This is a genomic window from Streptomyces sp. YIM S03343, assembly GCF_054729195.1.
This window is the reverse complement of record NZ_JBPUKX010000001.1, coordinates 6,357,714-6,375,719: the sequence shown is the minus strand read 5'-3', so window position 1 is coordinate 6,375,719 and position 18,006 is coordinate 6,357,714. Positions and strand designations below refer to the sequence as shown.

The window sequence follows — 18,006 nt, the reverse complement described above, 5'->3', positions numbered from 1 at the left end:
CGGACGGCTATGCCCAAATGTGCGGCCTTTTTACAGAACCGCGAACAATGCAACGAGAGTTACCAGGGGTGGGGGCATGTCTCATCTGGTGGAGAGGTTCACGGTCAGACCTTCGGTCTCGTCGGTTATGCGAATGTCAGTTCGATTGTCACCCTCGTGACCGCCGCGGCGCATCCTCTCGACGCAGTGAGGCCAAGACGCGGCTGCCCGCGAGGATTTGCGCCGCCAACCCTCTCGATGCGCCTGCGTCCAACCTGAATCTGCCATCCGACGGCGGCGTTGTCCATGTTTTTGGACAAAGTCTGAGCGGAGAGTGCCAAAATGTCGCACCAGACTGGCGCCACCTGTCCAGAAACATGGACACTGGGGTGAGCGCGCACGGACCAGCAAGCGCGTACTGGGCAACCCCATCCCGAGTGACGGATCACTGGGGGTTAGAACCGCCTGCGATGCGAGGGGATGACTGCGATGACGGCCGACCAAGAGCGGGAGCGCACACAATTTGCTGACCTCGTCAGCGCACGTATGCGGGAACTTGGCCTGAGTCTTCGCCGGCTGGAGCAGCTCGCCATCGACCCGAAGTCGGACCCGGGCGAGCCCGCTGAGCCGCTATGGAAGCGCGGCACACTGGACAACCTCATCAAAGGCCGGCGCATCAAGCCGCCCACCCCGGCAATGATCCGCGCCCTCGCAGTCGGCCTTGAGGTCTCAGAGGACGCGCTGAAGGTCGCCATAGGCAAGCAGTTCTACGACGTCGACACCCTGCGGACCGGAGACGGGCAAGTCCGCGCTTTCATCAGAGGCTTTGACGAGCTGAGCCCCGAGGACCAGGCGAAGGTCCGTGCTCACATGGACGCCCATCGCCCAGTACGGGACACCTGACCCCTTTCCGTCAACTCCCCGGATCTATAAAGCAGTTGAACTGCGACTATTGTGCGCCGTGCGTTAGCTATTGGCTGAAAGTCACCGCCCGGTGCATGATAGGGGTCCGCCTGGAGAGCGGAGTCGAACGGCGATCCGCGCTGCCTGCTGGGGCACGTTCCGGCGTGGGTGACAGGGGGCTACATGCCAGAGGAACAGACATCACCATCCGTTGTTTACCACCTGGATTTCGCTGGACGGATCCCGCGAGGCGAACTCGTCCACGTCGATGAGGGCCCCGACGGCCAGGCTGACGTCTATTTTCACCGGCTCCACGTCCGCGAGCCTGTCGTGTGGGAGCTGAATTGGCTCACCCTCCACCAGGTCGGACTCGAGTTCTGGCGCCAGCAGTGGACGCATGAAGGACGGATGCAGGAAGGCCCCGAAGATCTGGGTATCGCCGTATCGTCATGGAAGATCGTCCCCGCCAGCAGCATGCCGGACGCCCGCTACATCTTCCCCGTGGAGCACAAAGGGTCCTGTGTCTGGCTCGTCCGATCCGGTTACTGCACGGTCGACTTCCGGAACGCGATGAACGCGACGCTGGTGAGAATCGCCGGTGACGGGCTTTGGGAGCAGAGCTGGAACGAGGAGACGGAACTCTCGATACCTCAGCCTCACACCCCCCTGATTGCGCCGCCCCTGACGCCGGCCCATAGCTGACCGCACCACAGCAGTGCCCCGGCCTGGAGGTCGGGGACATCGCGGTCCTCATTGACGCCTGGGGAATTCTGAGGGAGACCCATATAGGAGGGCGTTCCGCTGTGCTCCCTCGAATACAGGGCCCCGACTATGTTTCGCTCCGTGGATGTGGTCATCGCCGCCGACGGCGCCGCATCCGGCCCATCTGTCAGCGGCCCCAGCAGTTCGCCAGGATCAGCAGAAGCAGAACCATGACGGCCAAGAGGGTATGCCGGGGCAGGAGCCCGTCGCCCCGACTGTCCGCGTGGACGTGCTCGATGCCGTCCCCGTCGAGGGGCATGTGGCCCCCGTGCACGGCGTCACGGTGCTGCTGCTGGTCGTCCTCGGCGTCCTGGCGCCGATCCTTCCGCGTGGGCGCCTGGGTGCGGCACTGACGGCAGATGTAGAGGTAGGGCACGGCGGGCTCCGAAGGTGCGGAGATGCTGCTACGGCAGTAGCAGGTTTACTACGCCGCAGGTCAGGACGCTACTACGTACGCGCTACGGGCCTGCGGTGGGGGGCACGCTCTCGGTCGGGGAGAGGCCTTTCTCCCATGCCTCAAGGTCGGCCCTGTGTACCCCCCTGTTCACCTTGTCCCGGGTGTCCCTGACGGAGGGTCGAAGAGGGATTCCCCGTGCCGTGAGAGCGGCCTCCACCCCGGCCTTAGCGGCGCCTACCTCGGCCTTGGTTGGCGGCTGTCCCCCGGCCCCCGCCGCGGCCTCGGCGAGAACCTCGGCGAGGGTCTTGAGGTGCACCCCGGGGGCCCCTCCGATCAACCGCCACATAAGGGCCACGAGGGGGTCCACAGGCGGCTCCTCAGGGGCCTCGTCGGCCGGGTCCTCCACGTCGGTTCCGCGGGCTGCGCGACGAGCCTCACGGGCCGTGTCACGGGCGTCCAGGTAGGCCGAGACACGCTCCAGTGCCTCCCGGGGGGTGAACAGGAGCACGGCCAGCCCAAACGCGCCTGTGACGCCGTAGGAGACCCACAGGCTGTAACGGCCGGCGGCGTAGAGGGCGACGCCGTGTACGGCCAGGGTCGGGCCGACGCCGATACGGGCGCTGCACCAGGCGCACCAGCCGCGTACACCCTGGGCGAGCGCGGGCAGGAGCCCGAGGACGGGGTGCCCTGCGGGCTCCTGGTCGTAACCGGCGCCGTCCTCGGCGGTCTCCTCCGTCTCGATGTCCTCGCGGACGTCGTCCGGCTCCGGTTTCGGGTCGTGTTTCCGCAGGCTGACGAAGGTCACTGCATACCTGCCCGAGCGTTCTCAATGGCGTCGCTGATGTAAGACCAGTTCCCGCCGGCACCTGCGGCAACGTAGAAGAAGATCAGCGCGACGACGGCGACCTGCTTGGTTGTCATCCGCTTCCACAGCATGACGATCAGAAGGCAGGTCGCGATGGCGGGCATGGTCAGGCCCTTGACGAAGCCGTTGGCGAAGTGCACAAGGTCGCCAACCATGTCCGGCACGATCTTGAACATGCCGCCGGCGGCCCGATAGGCGCTGCCCGCGAGCATCGCGACGAAGACTGTGGTCCACCACCCGAGGGGCTTGACCTTGCCGCCACCCGGGATGCCGAAGAACAGCAGGAAGGTAAGGGCGGTGGCCAGGCCGACGGTTCCAAGGTTGCCGAAGATGCTCACAGGTGAAACTCCAGGTTCAGGTGCTGCCAGTTGTTGCCGTACAGCGCGGCGCCGATCACGAGGGAGGAGATGGGGACTGCCGCAAGCCAGCGGATGACAAGCGCCTGGCCGTATGCCTTGCGGCGCAGGAGTTCGCAGCCGATTGCGAGGCCGACGTAGAAGCCGCCAGCCTGGTTGAGCCAGCCGTGGGCGTGGATCCAGGCGGAGGTGCGGGTGGACCACTGCACCCAACCGAGCATGTATCCGGGTACGGCTGCGCTCAGGTGGACGCCCAGCCAGCGGAAGCGCGGGGGCACGGTCTGCACGGCTTCGATGAGGGACATCCGCGGTGCGGGGGCGGAGACGAGTGCGCCGCTGCCGGATGCGGGCCCGGCGGTGTAGCTGCGCGGGGTGGAGGGGCTGCGCAGCCGAGGAAGGCGCTTCTTCGGCTGCGCAGCCGGGGAGTTGGGCGGCTGCGCAGCCGCCCCGCCCTCGTCCTCGTCGTCCGCACTCGACTCGTCCGCATCTGCATCGGGTGCATCTGCATCCGGCTCGTCCTCGTCGTCCGGGGTGAGGTCGGTGTACCGACCGGACCTCCAGGGCTGGATGCGGCGGCGGTCCTCGGGCTGCGCAGCCGCAGCCGGTGTCTCGGCGTTGTCCATGGCGGCGGCGCAGGTGTCCGTGTCGAGCGCATCCCGCCGGGCGGTGTCGGGCTGCGGCTGCGCAGTCGCGGCTGCGGATGCGGTGTCGCCCGCGTCCGCCATCGGCTGCGCAGCCGGAGTGCTGGGCCCGCCGAGGAGTGCGTGGAGCCGGGCCTTCACGGCGAGTTCGTCTTCGTCGGGCGGCGTGGCCATCAGGCCTCCTTCGTGTCGGTCGGTGCCTTCGCGTCGGCGGTGGCGAGGGTGTCGGGGAGTTGGGGCTGGAGGAGCTGGGCGGTGCGCTGACCGATGCCGAGTTCGCGCTGGAGGACGCGCAGGGACGCCTTCTTGCGGCTGTCCTGTAGGCACTGCGCGTTCACCGCTCGGGCCTGGTCGAGGAGCTGCGCCCACTCCTCCGGGGTGCGCATCCGCGTGACCTTGCGTTCGCTCTTGTTCGACGACTGCGCATCCCCGTCGTCGTCCTGCGGCTGCACTTCGGGCTGCACATCCGGTTCCGGCTGCGGCTGCACCTGGGGCTGCGCACTCTCGCCGCCGTCCGTCGGCTGCGGCTGCGCAACCGGCTGCACCTCGGACTGCGCAGCCGCAGTCACGGTGAGGGCCGTGTCGACGGTCTCCTCGAAGCCGTCTCCGTCGGATGCGTCGAGTGCGGACTGCGCGGCTACACCCACGAGCATGTAGCCGAGGGCTGCGGATGCGCCGTCGGTGATGCGGCCACGCTGCACGGCCACGAGGCCGGCACCGAGTTGCGCATCCCCGTCCCCGATCCGGGACGCCAGCCGCCACGCTTTGAGAGCCGACCGCTTCCGTACCCACCCCTTCGGGTGCCGCTCGGCGCGTGCCTGGTGATAGGCAATCTGGCGCAGAAGGGTCGCGTTGCGGCGCTGGGCCTCGACGTCCGTGTCGGTCCTGTAGACGACGATCCGGCGGGCGAGGAGGCCCAGGCCCTCCGCACTCACGGTCATGGCCATGGGGGTGATGGCGAACACGACGGCATCGCGGGTACCGGGCGCGACGATGACGCCGGTGACGGCCGCGGTCAACGGCACGAGCCACAGGCCAGCGCGCACCGGCAGTGGCGACGCCTGACCGAGCATGGTCAGCCCGACGTTGACGAGCGCCAGGACGAGGGTCGCTCCCTCGCCAGCGGCGACGACACCGAGCGCAGTCGCGGAACGGTGGAAGACCGAGGTGATGTTGGCGTATGTGCCGATGCCGCCAGCGGCGCCGGCCCCGATCATCGGGAGGGTAGCGGCGATGAGGACAGCGATCTGGCCTCCGGACAACTTCTTCACGGTGCGCTCCTCCCGGAGCAGAACGGGGGTGGCCGCCCCCGCGAGAGGAGGGGGGCGCGGGGGCGGCCGGTCGGCGTGGGTCAGTGGAGGGCTCGGCCGAGGAGGAAGGCCCCGAGGATCAGGGGCCACACCATGGCGAGCAGGTACAACCAGCGCATGACTCAGCCCCTCCTCAGCCGGTACCAGCCGCCCAGGCGGTCCTGGGCGCGGTCCTGGTCCTCCCACGCCTGGCCCTCGGCCGCGGCCAGGCGGGCGCCGGTGGTCTTGGCGCCGTGGAAGCGACCGGCCGGGCCGGTGACGGATGTTCCGGCGGCGGGGTAGCTGCGGGTGGTCTGCGCCCTGCGGGAGAAGCGGCTCATCAGCGGCGGCCCGTCATACGGGCGAACGCCAGTTGGTCGCGGGCTGCCGCGGCGGCCTTCTTCTGCTCTGCGGGCGTGCGGTAGTCGCTGGCGCACGCCTTGGGGGTGGCGGGGGCGGCGATGATTGGGTTTTCGGGCAACCGGGGCGTACGGCCCGTGTTGGTACCGTGGGACACGGTCATTCCTCCTGTTCACAGCAGGCGGGTTTGATCGGGCCGCCCAGCGCTCCAACGCCGGGCGGCCACGCTCGGCCGGTGCTTCCAACACCGGCCGGGACTCTGGCCTCGTCCGATGCTTCCAACACCGGGCGGGGCCGTTTTCACAAGTCTTTTTGACCCTGTGACAGGGTCAAACTTAGAGTGGATTCACCCAAGGGTCAAGGCGGTTGGCTTTCGAGCGCGTCAGTCAGCCGGACGCCGCCCCCGGCCGGGGCGGTTCGCGATCCAGGCGGCGATGACCGACTCGCGCCAGACGGGGGACCGGCGGAACTGAGTGTCGGGTAGCGGGAGGTCCTGCGGTCGCACCGGCAAGCCGTCAGCGATCCGCTTGCGGGTGCGTTTGAGGTAGAGGCGGACGGTTTCCGGGAGGACGCCGATCTTCTCTCCCACCTGCGCGGTGTCGAGATACGGGTCGTCGTCGTCCTGTGACACATCTGCTCCTTGTCCTCGTAGCGGGGACAACGGTAGCGAAAGGGCAGCCGGCAAGGCTCGCCATCACTCCCTTTCCGTGTCGGCGATCTTGTTGAATTTGACCCTGTAACAGGGTCATACTACAGGCGTTCAACTGGCCCGTAAATGCCAACGAGCGGCCGTCCGGGGTGGAGCCCGGACAGCCGCTCGGAGTTGAAGCACCGGCGGGGTGGAGCCCGTCGGCAGGTGTCTTACTCATCACAGGAAGACGCGAAGATGGTACTGAATTCGCGAGCCGGCGTGCAGCCCTGCACCGCTGCGGCGGTCGCCCGGTGAACATTGAGCGCGGTCCGCGCAAAGAGCGCAACTTCGTCATCGTCGACAACACCCTGGCCCAGAACAACGATCTGTCCCTCGGTGCGCGTGGGATGGCCATCTACATCCTGAGTCTGCCGCCGGGTGCAAAGGTCGACATCAGGTCCCTTGCCGAGCAGGCCCCGGACGGGCGGCAGGCGATCGCCGGGTTCATGAATGAACTTGAGGCGGCCCGCTACCTCGTGCGGACGACGGTGCGCGCGGAACGGGGCCGGTTCCGGACCACCTGCACCCTGTATGAGGAACCTCAGGCGGAGGACGACATCCCCGTGAGCGTCGCCAAGCCGTGGACTCACGCCAACACGCGTAAGAAGACGGCAGAATCGGCATCGTCGCAGGTCGGACCGAATCCCGCATCACCGGACTTCGGTGGACCGGATGCCGGTGGACCGGACTTCGGAAGCGCGGGATCTACCCCCTATGGGGGTAAAGAACTAGGAGAAAGAACCTCCCCCCAGCCCCCCGCCGACGAACCGGCCACGCCGCCGTCGCTGCCGCATCAAGGAGGGGGAGGAGATGCTTCGCACGAAGAACAGCGAGCAGCCTCCTTCGTCGACAGCCTGCCGTACGCCGGGCGCCTGCCCGGGCGGAAAACCCGCGACACCCTGATCGCCCGCACCAGCGACGCCCTGCGCGCAGGGTGGACGGAGACCGCCCTGCACAGGCACCTCACGACGGGGACCGCAGGAGCGAAGTCCCTGCCGCACGTCTACGGCTACCGCCTCGACCCCGAGCAGTTGCCCGACCCCCAGGCCGCCGCTGCGGCGGTCGCCGCCGACGGCACCTATACGCCGCCCACCTACCGGGCCCCGGCCGCCCTGGACGCCATGCCGCCGAACGAGGCCCTCGCTGCGGCCCGCGCGGCGATCCGGGCGCGGCGTGACGAGAACGCCCGGGGTAGGGATCGCCGCCCGTGGGTGCCGAACCCCTAAGCCCAGTGTTGCGGCGGGAAGCCTGGCACGGGCATGACGATGGGCCCCGACCTGGTTTGGTCGGGGCCCATAGGGGTGTGGGTGTGCTGGTTGGCGGGCGGCCTCCGTGTGTTCGGCAGCCGGGCGTTGTGGGTGTCTCGTCGTCACGCCTTCTTCCGCGCGCCGGCTCGGGCCTTGGCCTTCTCCTCAGCCTCCTTTTTAAGCTGGCGGGCGCGTCGCTTGATCTTGGTGGCCAGTTCGGCCGGCGGGCGTGCGGGCAGTTCGGCGCCGGGCTTGTTCAGGAACCAGGCGAGGTAGGCGCGCAGGTTCTCGGCACGTTCGCTGCCGCCGCCGACGGGATTACCGCCCATTAGTTCGAGGGCGGCCTGGAACTCGTACCACTCGTCGCCGATGCGGACCTGTCGGGGTGGGGTGTGGCTGTCTTTGAGGTATGCGGGGCTCATCATGCCCGCCACCGTACAGTCATGTAGCTACACGCGCAACCTTGCACCCCTTGACGTGTAGCTACATCGGACCCACCTTCATTCCCGCCACGCCCCCACCCTCGACCATCCGAGGCGCAGCCATAGACACACTTGCGTGTAGCTACACAGTGGACTTAGCTTGTAGCTACACAGGCCGCAAGGGGCGGCCCTTGAAGGAGTCTCACATGACCATCATCGACCGCCGTGACTGGGCAACCCTCGCGGTGACCTCCACCGTCATCCCCGCCGCCGACCGCGAGGTCGCCGAGGAGATCGCCGCCATCGGGTCGCACATCACCGTCGTCTCCCGCGAGCCCGGCGGCGACTGGGAGCCCGCCACCGTCCCGGGCACGCCGACCCGATACGCCTTCCTCGTCGACGGCGAGATGCGCTCCGGAACCCTCACCGACTACGCCTTGGCCTGGATGACGGCCCGCGCCGTCGGCGGCACCGTCTCGCCCGAGGTGCACACCTGGGCGGGCGCCGCCTTCCGCGTCCGCGTGTCCTACGCGAGCAGCGCCGACGGTCGCCTGTGCTACCAGCTCGCCATCGGCGGCGAGACCGCGCTGGTTCGGATCGGCGACGCCTGACAGCACAACCCGCCGCGCCCCGGTCCTCGACCTGCCGGGGCGCGGGCCCCTCCCCGAGCATCACCCCGCTTGCGTGTAGCTACACATACCCTCTAATGTGTAGCTACACGAACGGCGGGGAACACCCCTACACGAAGGAGTCCCACCCATGGAAACCACACCGGCCATGCGGCGAATCATGCGGCAGCACGAACTCACCGAGCCCATGGTCGCCGCCATCTACAGCGGCGCCAGCGGCGCGATCATCGACTGCCCCGACCGCACCTACAACGCGCTCGCCGACCGGGGCATCCTGCACCGCGTCTACTCCACCCTCACCGCGAAGGGCGAGGGCATCCTCACCGCCCTCAAGGCCGCCCAGGCGGACGCCCCGAGCGTCGTCGAGGGCGTCATCGTCACCCACGCCGGCACCGCGCACGGCAGCCTGCCGAAGCACTCCGACCACGCCGACGTCCGCGCCGCCCTCGACGCTCTCGGCGACCTCCGCAAGGCCCCCATGACCGATCACACGGAAGTCGGCGACGATCTCGACCCCAGTGTGTGGGGCGCCTTCGTCGAGCCGCGCGGAAACGGCCGGGTCGCCCTTTACTGGCTGGAGGGCGGCGGCTACTGCGAGCAGCACGGCGAGCCGTTCAAGGTCCAGCTCGACATCCTCGCCGACAAGCTCCGCGAGGCCGGCTGGACGATCGAGAAGCGGTCGGTCCATTGCCGGTTCGCGCACCGTCCCGCGCCCGTCGCCCCGGTTCCCGAGGCGGAGTGGACGCAGTTCCCCGTGCAGGTGAAGGCCGGCGACCTCATCGAGGCCAAGACCGCCACCCGGAACATGGAGCCGTCGACCGTCCGCGTCCGCGTCGACCGCGAGCCGTGGCTGATCGGACGTGACTCCGCCGCGATCAGCGACGGCACCGGCCTCAACTCGGTGTTTACCGACACCATCCGCATCGTCGACGAGACGACACCCACCCCCAAGGAGGAACCCACCATGCCGACACAGGCACCATCCGAGACGATCCCCACCGACGAGGCCGGCCTCATCCGCCTCCTGGCCGCCACCCCCGCCCAGGACCGGTACCCGATCTGCGAGCGCCTCGCCGAGCAGTTCGGCGACCAGGGCCGCGCGCACCGCCTGTACGAGAGGGCCGAGGCCGAGGTGCTCCGCGACGAGGTGAGCGACCGGCTGCGCCGCGACCTCGCCACGGCCCTGACGGCCGCGCAGGCCGAACTCCGCAAGGCTGAGGGCCTGATCGCCCAGTTGCGCGGCCCGGAGGTCTACGACGTCGAGTACGCCGAGAGCGCCGACGCCGAAGACCTGCTGCACATGGTCGCCGAGGCGCACCGCGCGGCCCGGATCGCCGCCGCCTTGCAGGCGGCCTTCGAGTGAGGGCCCGGTTGTTCACCCACTGGTCCGTCGGCCTGGACTCGTGGGTGGACAGCTACGGCTGCGCCGTCGAGCGCGGGCCGTGGGAGCTGACCGCGTACCTCTCGTGCGCCTGGGAGAGCATCCCGGGCGTCGAGGAGACCGAGAGCTGGTTCCACGGCCTGTACACGGGGCGGGCGCGCGTCGTCGACGGCCGGATCGTGGCCCGCATGCACTGGTGCCTGGACGTCCCGGCCGAGGCGTGGCGGGAGTGGCGGGCCGAGTACGACCGGGGCGTGCCCGTGCAGCCGGGCGTGCGGCGGGACGCGCTGCGCTACCTCGCGGCCGAGCTGTTCAGTTCGGGGTCCATCGTCCCGACGGACGCCGTCATGACGGTGACGCGGGCTCTTGAGGGCCGCACTGCGGCCTGGCGGACGGTCCCCGCGCCTGTGCGCGTGTACCGGCCGCAGGACCGTGTGCGCGGTGGACAGGTCTGGTTGTCCGACCGATTCGGAGAATGGGAATGATGAAGACGTTTGTTGCAGCAGCGTCCGTCGCTGCCGTCCTGGTCGCCGCCGTGGCGTTCTCGGCCGCCGCCTGTGACCCCCAGTCAACCGGTACGCCGTCCCCGTCGGTGGTCGTCGTCCATGACGACCAGCACGCCACCGCGCACGTCCACGGCGGTACTGGGCGGTCGCGGGGGCCGGCCTCGCGGAAGGCGCCGCGGGCGTCAACACCGAGGCGCAGCGGGGCGAGGATGACGACGCCTCGCCGCACGGTGACGGTCACCAAGCGCTGAACCCACCCCCGCTCGTGGAACGCCCCGGCTCTCGACCTGCCGGGGCGTTCCCGTTTCTCGACCCAACCAGCTTGCATGTAGCTACACATCCGCTCTATCGTGTAGCTACACAGACCGTGTAGGGCGGTCCGAACGGAGAGGCCAAGCAATGCGCGCATACGTCAAGATCACCCCGGACGACATCAAGCCCGACAGCAAGTGGATCCTCGACCAGGGCATCGACACCATCGGCGTCGTCGAGCACTACCCGTGGCCCGCCGGCTCCCGCTTCGAGAAGACCCCCTTCGAGCTGTGGACCCCCGGCCACCGCACCGGCACCCCCGTCCCCCGTTTCGCGACCCTCGACGAGGCCGTGGCCGCCGCCGACCGGATCGCCGAGGAGCACGCCCGCACCAGCAACCTCAAGCCGGTCGAGGCGCACCGCGAGACCTACGAGGGCATCGAGTTCGTCATCACCCGCGTCCCGGCCACCGCGAACGGCAAGAGTCGCCGCATGGCCCGCTACGAGGTCACCTACAACGGGACCCGCGTCGCGGCGCCGAAGGGCGACGTCGAGGTCGTGGCGGCGAGGGTCCGCGGCTGGGTCGACCTGAAGCGGGCCGACGAGGAGATCCAGCCGAAGCTGATCGCCCTCGTCGACGCCCGCACGAGCATCGAGGGCCTGCCCGGCTGGGACGACGGCGCCACCCCGAAGACCGGCGACGTCGCCTACGTGTGGGGCCACGGCTCGTACCGGCGGGGCCTGGTCATCAAGGTCACCAGGACCCGCGCCACGGTCGCGTACGTCACCGCCTCGAACCCCACCCTCGTGCACCGCAAGGCCGACAAGTTCGCCGAATTGGCCATCGGCTGACCTCCCCCGTGCAGCCCGTCCCGGCCCCTCGACCTGGCCGGGACGGGCCCTGCCGACACCCCGACCGAAGGAGTCCCCGTGTCCCGCACCGCCGCCCTCGCGGCCCTGATCGCCTACAACGACGCCAACGACCCCACCGCCGACATCGACAGCCGCATCACCGACCTGATCGCCGACCTCGCCGAACTGGGCGGCGACCCCGAGGCCGTCATCGAGGCGGCCCGCGAGAAGACCGCCGGGCGGCGCCCCTTCTACCGCGTGGCCGCCTCCGAGCGCCTTGCTACCGCCTTGGACCTGATGAAGCACTACCTCGGCGAGAACGACCGGCTGAGCAAGGCCGCCAACTACGCCAGCGGCGCCGTGGTGCGCGCCATTCGGGTCGGTAGGGAGGACTCCCGGGAGCGGAACGCCGCGAAGTGGGAGGCCCTCGTGGCGGAGCGCCGCGCCGCTTCCCGTCGGCTGACCGCCGTCTGTGGCGCGGTCGACAACGCCAATGCCGACTGGTTCGCCTCGCGCGGCGGCGGCGACGAGACGGGCGCCTGACCGGCCCGCCGCGCCGTGCTGCCGGCTCCGCCCGAGTCGGCGGGGCGCCGCGGCGCGGGGTGTGGGGGAATCTGCGGTCGGTCACCCCAAACCGGCTTGCATGTAGCTACACAGCCTCCCTAATGTGTAGCTACACAGGGCGGACGGACCGCCCCCCAACCCCCCAAGGAGGGGCCACCATGCAGAACTACACCTTCACCACCCGCAACGTCACCGCCGGTGAGCGGGACGACGCCGGTGCGATGGCCCTCCGCACGCTCGGGGACGTCACCCTCACCCTGACCGGCACGAGCCGCGCCGAGGTCGCCGAATGGGCGGACATCACCGACGCCCTCAACACGCGCGGCATCGACGAGGAGGCGTTCCGCCTCACCGTCAACGGCTGGAAGGTCGCCCACCCAGAGGCCGGGCTCGTCGGCGTGCTGTTCCAGGGCGCCGGTAGCCGCGTCCACGTCGAGTGGTACGACGCGGCGAACGACGACTTCTTCGCGGCCGGTTGGGTGCGCAACCTGCGCCATGGCGCGGCGGCGGTCATCAACGCGCGCCAGCACGCCGGGCAGGGCCTCCCGGCCGACGCCGAGCCGGAGCCGGTCAAGGCTCCGGAGCCGGTGCGCCCGGTGTGGCTGGAGGACGACACGCTCGTCCGCTACCACGGCTCCCTCGCGCCGCTGTCCGGGGGCGTCTTCCGCGTCCGCGAGTGCGCGGTCCAGGACGAGTGCGACGACTGGGACTGCCAGGGGTACGCGCTGTTCCCGGTCGGCTCGTGGCGGCCGTGCGCCGTGCACGTCGGTCCCGCCCACGTCACGGTGCTGGACGCGGAGGCTTCGGCGGTCTGACCGCCCCCAGCCCGACGGGGCCCGGTCACTCGACCGAACCGGGCCCCGCACTGCCCCCCGTACACCCCGACCGCCCTGGAGGAACCCCATGCCGCCGCTGGACCGCGATAGCCCGCCCTGCGCGCACCCTGACGGCCAACGCACCAACCGGGGTGAGTGCCGGTGCGGCTGCGGTGCCTGTGGCGCAACCCCGTACGAGATCGCCTGGAAGGCGTTCAGCCGGGCGCGCATACCGGCTTCCTGACTGCGTACCGGGACCGGGCCGCGCCTCACACCTGACGGCCCGCTGACGGCCGGTCCAGGTACCCCCGGGGCCGCCCTTGCAGCTTCCCGCGGTGGGGCGTCAACGGGCGGACAGAACGCGTTGGCCGACCGCCCCACCTCCGCTTGCTTGTAGCTACACACTGCACTTAGCGTGTAGCTACACGGGCGGAACGGCCGCCCCAACCTCCCAAGGAGGCCCACATGTTCGGAGCACACGAGGCGCAGCTCTACCTGACACACTGGCAGCAGACGCTGCCCCTTGAGATCTCGGTGCCGGACCGCGAGCGCCCGGTCACCCGTACCGCCCTCATCCGCGTCATCCGCGCCGAGCTGCTGCCGTTCATCACCTACGGCCCCGGCTACGAGCGGGCGGTCGCCGACAACCTGCGCAGCGCCCTGCACCAGTACAACCTGGACCGGGGCACGGAGTTCGCCTACTGGCTCGCCGAGGCGCTGCGCGCCGGTACCCGCGCGCGGGTGCACACCATCGAGCCGTTCGACCCGGAAGCGACCCGCGTCACCGCCACCCCCTGGTGCGTGTCCTACACGACCAACGGCGGCATCGTGGGCGCGATCCTCAACGTGCACGACTACGACCGCAGCGTGCCGAACACCTGGGGCGGCCTCGGCGTCGTCGTCCGCCACCCCGTGTACGACGGCCGCCACTTCGGGAGCCGCATCGAGGCGGCCGTGTTCGCCTACAACGCCGGGCTCCTGACGCGGTACACGCCCGTCTACGCCGCCTGCGCCTGACGCCTCCCCCTGCTGCGCCCGGCCCCCTCGACCTGGCCGGGCGCAGCCCCCGCCCCGCCCCGTACGCCCCCCTCACGCAAGGAGTCCACACATGTTCACCGAGACCATCACCAGCAAGGACGGCGAGACCAGCACCGGCACCGCGTCCGAGGCGCACGCCTTGAGCCTGCTGCGGCGGGCCGAACGCAGGCGCCACTGCACCGTCGAGGCCACCCGCAGCGGCGGCGTGATCGTCGTGCGGAAGGTCTGGGACGGCAGCCGGACACCGAAGACGCGGACGATCGTCCTGGAACCGGTCATGCCGGTCGGCCTGTTCACCCCGGCCGTGCGCCGCGCCCTGGCGGCCGTGGACGCCCGCTCGGGCGCCTACCTGGTCACTGCTGCCGAGAGGTGCACCCGGGGCCGCGTGGGCCGGATCTCGGCCGGTTTCGAGGGCGTTGCACCGGCAGCGGCGGCCCGGCTCGTCGAGCGGGGCCTGGTCGTCCTCGGCGAGCCGTACACGGCGGTGTCGCACGAGACGGGCGTGGAGACGCGCGTGCCCGTGCGGCTGTCCCTCGCGGCCCGGCTGGCGCTGCTCGCCGACAAGCACCGGACCCGGGCGACGGCACCGGCCGGGTACGTGAGGCCGGCAGACATCGGCATGACAGGCACGGCCGGTCTGTGCAAGCCGGGTCGGCGGTCGGGGATGGTCTACGACCGGATCAGCCGTGGCGGTTGCTCGTGCCACGGGTGGACGGGGACGTACGAGGGGGCGGAGGAGGCGCGGCGTGCCGGGCGGGCGCACCGGCAGGCGGTGACGGGGGCGTTCGTGCGCTCGCTCGGGTAACCCCACCGCTTGCGTGTAGCTACACATATTCCTTAGTGTGTAGCTACACGCCCAGACGGAAGGAAACCCCGTGACCGACATCGAACTCTTCCCCGTGATCGTCACCCGATACCCCGGCGACGTCGGGGGCCGGGCGCTTCTCGCCGTCGACGAGAACCAGGCCCCCCTCACCGTCGACCCCGCGGCCATTCGTATCGTCCGCGCCGGTGACGTCGTCGCCGGTGACACCCTCCTCGCCTACTTCCCCACCTACAAGCGCCGCAAGACCATGCCCCGCTCCTGCTGGTTCACCGACAGCTACCAGGCGACACCGATGCCCTTCGACCCCGCCTGCGACTGCGGCGTCTGCTGCACGATGGACGACTGCCCCGGCCCGATCGTCAACCTCGGCGAAACCAACCCGTGGGACCTGTGCGACCCCTGGCCCGCCGACGGCTACGCCCTGATCGCCCCCGCCCACCGCATCGCCTGACCGGCCTCCCCCTGAGCGCCCGGCCGACTCGACCACGGCCGGGCGCTCCTTCACGCCTGGAGACACCCCGTGCACTACAGCCCGGAATCCACCATCCTTCCCACCAACGCCAGCGACCTCCTCGAATGGGCCGCCGAGCACATCGACGCCCGCGGCTTCCACTTCGGCCACGACGGCTCCCGCTTCGGACACGATGGCTCCACCACCCGGACCGCCCTCCTGCGCCCCGGCATCCTCGGCGCCCTCGACGTCGCCGGGGGCGACGGCCGCCAAGCCTCGACTCGCGTCTACGACTACCCGGCCATCCACGCGGCGCGGCGCCTCGCCCTCGACCTCACGGCGGACCTCGTCTCCGGGGGTGCCGTGCGCCACGATCCCGACTGGGTCGACCAGTTCCAGTACCGCCGCTACCTCGTGCACGCCTGGGGCATGCAGACGGGGCGTACGGGCGCGGAGGCGGCCGACCTGTTCCGCCGGGCCGCAGGGCACGCCGAGCGGGCCGCAGCCGCGGCCACACGGCCGGGACGGCCTCCGCAGCGCCTGTACCTCCCTACCGCCGGGGACGTCCTCACCTGGGCTGCCGCGCACATCGAGGACGCCGGGCACCGGCCCGGCACCGAGACCCACGCCCCGGACGGGTATGCCGGCAGCGCGGCCTGCACGATGCTGCACGCCCTCGACCGGGCCGTCCTCGCCGCGAAGCCGGACCCCGGGGACCGTCACGCCGACTGGGAGGCGTACCGGAATGCCGGCTCCCGCGCGCTGCGCCTGGTCGTCGAGGAGGTGACGGGCGGCCCCGTCGACGCGGACAGCGACGCGCGGGCGGTCGCGAAGCATCTGCGCGGGATGCTCCTGATGTGGGGGGACGAGCCGGGGCGCAGCACGGCGGAGGTCGCGGCGGTGTTCCGCGCGGCCGTCCCGGACGAGGCGCACGCTCCCGCCGAGGAGCCGGTGAAGCCCGGGCCGATAGCGCTGTTCTGACCTGGCCTTTCAACTTGCCTGTAGCTACACATCGAACTTAGCTTGTAGCTACACGCCGGGGCGCAAGGGCCCCGGCCAGGCAGAAGGAAGCCCCCGCCATGCACCACGTCGACGTCCCATTCTTCTCCCCGGCGCTCGTCGCCGCCGCCCGCGAAGCCGTCGGCCTCACCGGACGCGGAGGCCGCAACTACGGCCTCCAGGCCCTCGTCATCACCATCGACATGAGCCGTGGGGTCTGGCACTTCCACGACGCGATGATGCTGATCCGCGACGGCGGCGACTGGGTGACCATCCCCTCGCCGCTCACCCCGGTCGACGACACCCTGCCCGAACCCCGCCGGTCGATCTACCGGCGCCGGTACGCGGCGGCGCAGGACCTGCGCGTCCTCGTCCTCTCCGAACTCCCCTTCACCGGTCAGCCGCTGGAGATCCCCCTCACCGCGTACCCGGCCTGATCCACAATCCCGGGCCGCCTCCTGCCCCTCGACCTGGCAGGGGGCGGCCCACCAGCCGCGGAAGGAACACCACGACCATGACCGACACGACCGCCGCCCCCGACTGCCGACAGCACGCCACAATGACGCTGCGCCCCGACGACGCCGATGCCGCGCCCACCTGGTACTGCCCGGCCCCCGACTGCCTCAACGCCGTTCTGTACCCCGCCCAGGCCCCCGGGAAGGGCACCATCGACATCACGCACACCCGCGCCGACGGCACCCTCCTCGACGGATCCCGCAAGGGAGACGGCGTGTTCGACATCGTCCGCCTGCACGGGTTCTGGTTCAGCCACTCCCTCCCCTGCCTGTTCAAGCGGCACTCGCGGGACAAAGACGCCGACATGCGGTCCATCCGGCAGGCCGCCCAGGCCCTGCGCGCGGCCGGATGGACCGTGATCGTCGACATCGACAACGGCACCCGCCGCTCCTTCGCGGAGGCCGAGGCGGACCGCGAGGAGCGCGCCGAGGACCGGGCGGACCGGTTCTCCGGGTACGCGGACGGCGCGGCTGCCCGCTCGGAGGCGCACCGCGGGGAGGCGCACCGAATTGCCGACAGCATCCCGTTCGGTCAGCCGATCCTCGTCGGGCACCACAGCGAGGGGCGCGCCCGCCGCGACGTCAAGCGCATTGACGACAACATGCGGAAGGGCATCGCCGAGGGCGAGAAGGCGGAGCACTACGGCCGCAGGGCCGCCGCCGCCGGGGCGTACAAGCAGTTCCGGAACGACCCTCCCCGGACCCTGCGCCGTATCAAGAAGCTGTCCGCCGACCTGCGCCGCGTCGAGAAGTGGCAGCGCGGGGAGTCTGCCGGTGGCTACACCCGGTCGTTGACCCCGGACACGGTCGCCGAGTTGAACCGACGGCACGAGGAGCTCACCGACGAACTCGGGTACTGGCGGCACGTCATCGCCAAGGCCGAGGAGGAGGGGTTCATCGTGTGGGGGCCGCAGCACTTCGTGAAGGGTGACTTCGCCCGGATGCGTGGCCGCTGGTACGAGGTCCTGCGGGTGAACAAGACGACGCTGACCGTGCCGGGCGGCCCGGACATTCAGCCGCTCATCTCGCTGAAGACGGCGGCGTACCCGGGGATGCGCGGGACGTTCCCGTACGACGAGGTGACGGCGCGGAAGTCGGCGGCGGAGATGGCCGAGTTGTTGGAGGCCGCGCGCAAGGCGGAGTAGGCCGGGATGCCGGCATCGGACGCCGCACCCCGGGCGGGTTCGTCGCCCGTCCGGGGTGCGGTGCTCTTCGTTTCCCAACCCGCTTGCGTGTAGCTACACGACGTGTGTAGCTTGCGGTCAT

25 protein-coding genes are annotated in these 18,006 nt (G+C 70.3%); 16 read left to right on the top strand and 9 right to left on the bottom strand.

Features of this window, described 5'->3' with window-relative positions; genetic code table 11:
- Positions 1-468 precede the first annotated feature (468 nt).
- Positions 469-882 (top strand): hypothetical protein, encoded by a 414-nt coding sequence (locus tag ACSYGN_RS27975; protein WP_460400327.1) that lies wholly within the window; start codon positions 469-471, stop codon positions 880-882.
- Positions 883-1,065: 183 nt separating this feature from the next.
- Positions 1,066-1,584, top strand: coding sequence for a hypothetical protein (locus tag ACSYGN_RS27970; RefSeq protein ID WP_460400325.1), 519 nt, complete (start codon positions 1,066-1,068; stop codon positions 1,582-1,584).
- A gap of 187 nt (positions 1,585-1,771) precedes the next feature.
- On the opposite strand, the gene ACSYGN_RS27965 is transcribed toward ACSYGN_RS27970, so the two are convergent.
- The 8 genes from ACSYGN_RS27965 to ACSYGN_RS27930 all read right to left on the bottom strand — a co-directional run bounded on the left by ACSYGN_RS27965 (position 1,772) and on the right by ACSYGN_RS27930 (position 6,183).
- Positions 1,772-2,020, bottom strand: a complete 249-nt coding sequence (locus ACSYGN_RS27965) for a hypothetical protein (RefSeq protein WP_460400323.1) — start codon at positions 2,018-2,020, stop codon at positions 1,772-1,774.
- 82 nt (positions 2,021-2,102) lie between these two features.
- A complete protein-coding gene (locus ACSYGN_RS27960) occupies positions 2,103-2,846 on the bottom strand; it encodes a hypothetical protein (protein ID WP_460400321.1) in 744 nt (247 codons plus the stop codon).
- Positions 2,843-3,244: a hypothetical protein gene (locus ACSYGN_RS27955; RefSeq protein WP_460400319.1), complete on the bottom strand. Its 402-nt coding sequence runs from the start codon at positions 3,242-3,244 to the stop codon at positions 2,843-2,845. Before ACSYGN_RS27955 ends, ACSYGN_RS27960 begins: the two co-directional genes overlap by 4 nt.
- Positions 3,241-4,077 (bottom strand): hypothetical protein, encoded by an 837-nt coding sequence (locus ACSYGN_RS27950; protein WP_460400317.1) that lies wholly within the window; start codon positions 4,075-4,077, stop codon positions 3,241-3,243. The genes ACSYGN_RS27955 and ACSYGN_RS27950 overlap by 4 nt, the downstream gene beginning before the upstream one ends.
- Positions 4,077-5,174, bottom strand: coding sequence for a hypothetical protein (locus tag ACSYGN_RS27945; protein ID WP_460400315.1), 1,098 nt, complete (start codon positions 5,172-5,174; stop codon positions 4,077-4,079). Before ACSYGN_RS27945 ends, ACSYGN_RS27950 begins: the two co-directional genes overlap by 1 nt.
- Before the next feature lie 161 nt (positions 5,175-5,335).
- Positions 5,336-5,533 (bottom strand): hypothetical protein, encoded by a 198-nt coding sequence (locus ACSYGN_RS27940; protein ID WP_460400313.1) that lies wholly within the window; start codon positions 5,531-5,533, stop codon positions 5,336-5,338.
- A complete protein-coding gene (locus ACSYGN_RS27935) occupies positions 5,533-5,709 on the bottom strand; it encodes a hypothetical protein (protein ID WP_460400311.1) in 177 nt (58 codons plus the stop codon). The genes ACSYGN_RS27940 and ACSYGN_RS27935 overlap by 1 nt, the downstream gene beginning before the upstream one ends.
- 225 nt (positions 5,710-5,934) lie before the next feature.
- The gene (locus ACSYGN_RS27930) at positions 5,935-6,183 is read right to left on the bottom strand and encodes a hypothetical protein (protein ID WP_460400309.1); all 249 of its coding nucleotides are present in this window, start codon (positions 6,181-6,183) and stop codon (positions 5,935-5,937) included.
- Between the two features lie 311 nt (positions 6,184-6,494).
- Here ACSYGN_RS27930 and ACSYGN_RS27925 point away from each other — a divergent pair, with 311 nt between their 5' ends.
- Positions 6,495-7,469, top strand: a complete 975-nt coding sequence (locus tag ACSYGN_RS27925) for a hypothetical protein (RefSeq protein WP_460400307.1) — start codon at positions 6,495-6,497, stop codon at positions 7,467-7,469.
- Between the two features lie 143 nt (positions 7,470-7,612).
- Here the strand turns inward: ACSYGN_RS27925 and ACSYGN_RS27920 are convergent, their stop codons facing one another.
- The gene (locus tag ACSYGN_RS27920) at positions 7,613-7,915 is read right to left on the bottom strand and encodes a hypothetical protein (RefSeq protein WP_460400305.1); all 303 of its coding nucleotides are present in this window, start codon (positions 7,913-7,915) and stop codon (positions 7,613-7,615) included.
- A 203-nt stretch (positions 7,916-8,118) separates the two neighbouring features.
- Here ACSYGN_RS27920 and ACSYGN_RS27915 point away from each other — a divergent pair, with 203 nt between their 5' ends.
- From ACSYGN_RS27915 to ACSYGN_RS27855, 13 genes are all read left to right on the top strand, one after another.
- On the top strand, positions 8,119-8,523 hold the full coding sequence (locus ACSYGN_RS27915; RefSeq protein WP_460400303.1) for a hypothetical protein: 405 nt from the start codon (positions 8,119-8,121) through the stop codon (positions 8,521-8,523).
- A 148-nt stretch (positions 8,524-8,671) separates the two neighbouring features.
- A complete protein-coding gene (locus tag ACSYGN_RS27910) occupies positions 8,672-9,904 on the top strand; it encodes a hypothetical protein (protein WP_460400301.1) in 1,233 nt (410 codons plus the stop codon).
- A gap of 8 nt (positions 9,905-9,912) precedes the next feature.
- Entirely contained in the window at positions 9,913-10,407 is a 495-nt protein-coding gene (locus ACSYGN_RS27905) for a hypothetical protein (RefSeq protein ID WP_460400299.1), read from the top strand.
- A complete protein-coding gene (locus tag ACSYGN_RS27900) occupies positions 10,407-10,679 on the top strand; it encodes a hypothetical protein (RefSeq protein WP_460400297.1) in 273 nt (90 codons plus the stop codon). The genes ACSYGN_RS27905 and ACSYGN_RS27900 overlap by 1 nt, the downstream gene beginning before the upstream one ends.
- Positions 10,680-10,827: 148 nt before the next feature.
- On the top strand, positions 10,828-11,532 hold the full coding sequence (locus ACSYGN_RS27895; RefSeq protein WP_460400295.1) for a hypothetical protein: 705 nt from the start codon (positions 10,828-10,830) through the stop codon (positions 11,530-11,532).
- Positions 11,533-11,610: 78 nt separating this feature from the next.
- On the top strand, positions 11,611-12,075 hold the full coding sequence (locus ACSYGN_RS27890; RefSeq protein WP_460400293.1) for a hypothetical protein: 465 nt from the start codon (positions 11,611-11,613) through the stop codon (positions 12,073-12,075).
- 179 nt (positions 12,076-12,254) lie between these two features.
- Positions 12,255-12,911, top strand: a complete 657-nt coding sequence (locus ACSYGN_RS27885; protein WP_460400291.1) for a hypothetical protein — start codon at positions 12,255-12,257, stop codon at positions 12,909-12,911.
- Between the two features lie 465 nt (positions 12,912-13,376).
- Entirely contained in the window at positions 13,377-13,928 is a 552-nt protein-coding gene (locus ACSYGN_RS27880; protein ID WP_460400289.1) for a hypothetical protein, read from the top strand.
- Positions 13,929-14,019: 91 nt separating this feature from the next.
- Entirely contained in the window at positions 14,020-14,754 is a 735-nt protein-coding gene (locus tag ACSYGN_RS27875) for a hypothetical protein (protein WP_460400287.1), read from the top strand.
- A gap of 70 nt (positions 14,755-14,824) precedes the next feature.
- Entirely contained in the window at positions 14,825-15,226 is a 402-nt protein-coding gene (locus tag ACSYGN_RS27870) for a hypothetical protein (RefSeq protein WP_460400285.1), read from the top strand.
- A 69-nt stretch (positions 15,227-15,295) separates the two neighbouring features.
- The gene (locus tag ACSYGN_RS27865; RefSeq protein WP_460400283.1) at positions 15,296-16,207 is read left to right on the top strand and encodes a DUF6197 family protein; all 912 of its coding nucleotides are present in this window, start codon (positions 15,296-15,298) and stop codon (positions 16,205-16,207) included.
- A 98-nt stretch (positions 16,208-16,305) separates the two neighbouring features.
- Positions 16,306-16,662 (top strand): hypothetical protein, encoded by a 357-nt coding sequence (locus tag ACSYGN_RS27860; protein ID WP_460400281.1) that lies wholly within the window; start codon positions 16,306-16,308, stop codon positions 16,660-16,662.
- Between the two features lie 77 nt (positions 16,663-16,739).
- Complete coding sequence (locus ACSYGN_RS27855; RefSeq protein ID WP_460400279.1) at positions 16,740-17,885, top strand: DUF3560 domain-containing protein; 1,146 nt, start codon at positions 16,740-16,742, stop codon at positions 17,883-17,885.
- Positions 17,886-18,006 lie beyond the last annotated feature (121 nt).

Bases quoted from the DNA above. Each gene is read 5' to 3' on its own strand.
- ACSYGN_RS27860 (WP_460400281.1), top strand. From the start codon at position 16,306: ATGCACCACGTCGACGTCCCATTCTTCTCCCCGGCGCTCGTCGCCGCC.
- ACSYGN_RS27900 (WP_460400297.1), top strand. From the start codon at position 10,407: ATGAAGACGTTTGTTGCAGCAGCGTCCGTCGCTGCCGTCCTGGTCGCC.
- ACSYGN_RS27855 (WP_460400279.1), top strand. From the start codon at position 16,740: ATGACCGACACGACCGCCGCCCCCGACTGCCGACAGCACGCCACAATG.
- ACSYGN_RS27975 (WP_460400327.1), top strand. From the start codon at position 469: ATGACGGCCGACCAAGAGCGGGAGCGCACACAATTTGCTGACCTCGTC.
- ACSYGN_RS27950 (WP_460400317.1), bottom strand. From the start codon at position 4,077: ATGGCCACGCCGCCCGACGAAGACGAACTCGCCGTGAAGGCCCGGCTC.
- ACSYGN_RS27895 (WP_460400295.1), top strand. From the start codon at position 10,828: ATGCGCGCATACGTCAAGATCACCCCGGACGACATCAAGCCCGACAGC.
- ACSYGN_RS27880 (WP_460400289.1), top strand. From the start codon at position 13,377: ATGTTCGGAGCACACGAGGCGCAGCTCTACCTGACACACTGGCAGCAG.
- ACSYGN_RS27910 (WP_460400301.1), top strand. From the start codon at position 8,672: ATGGAAACCACACCGGCCATGCGGCGAATCATGCGGCAGCACGAACTC.
- ACSYGN_RS27920 (WP_460400305.1), bottom strand. From the start codon at position 7,915: ATGATGAGCCCCGCATACCTCAAAGACAGCCACACCCCACCCCGACAG.
- ACSYGN_RS27970 (WP_460400325.1), top strand. From the start codon at position 1,066: ATGCCAGAGGAACAGACATCACCATCCGTTGTTTACCACCTGGATTTC.
- ACSYGN_RS27915 (WP_460400303.1), top strand. From the start codon at position 8,119: ATGACCATCATCGACCGCCGTGACTGGGCAACCCTCGCGGTGACCTCC.
- ACSYGN_RS27940 (WP_460400313.1), bottom strand. From the start codon at position 5,533: ATGAGCCGCTTCTCCCGCAGGGCGCAGACCACCCGCAGCTACCCCGCC.
- ACSYGN_RS27885 (WP_460400291.1), top strand. From the start codon at position 12,255: ATGCAGAACTACACCTTCACCACCCGCAACGTCACCGCCGGTGAGCGG.
- ACSYGN_RS27875 (WP_460400287.1), top strand. From the start codon at position 14,020: ATGTTCACCGAGACCATCACCAGCAAGGACGGCGAGACCAGCACCGGC.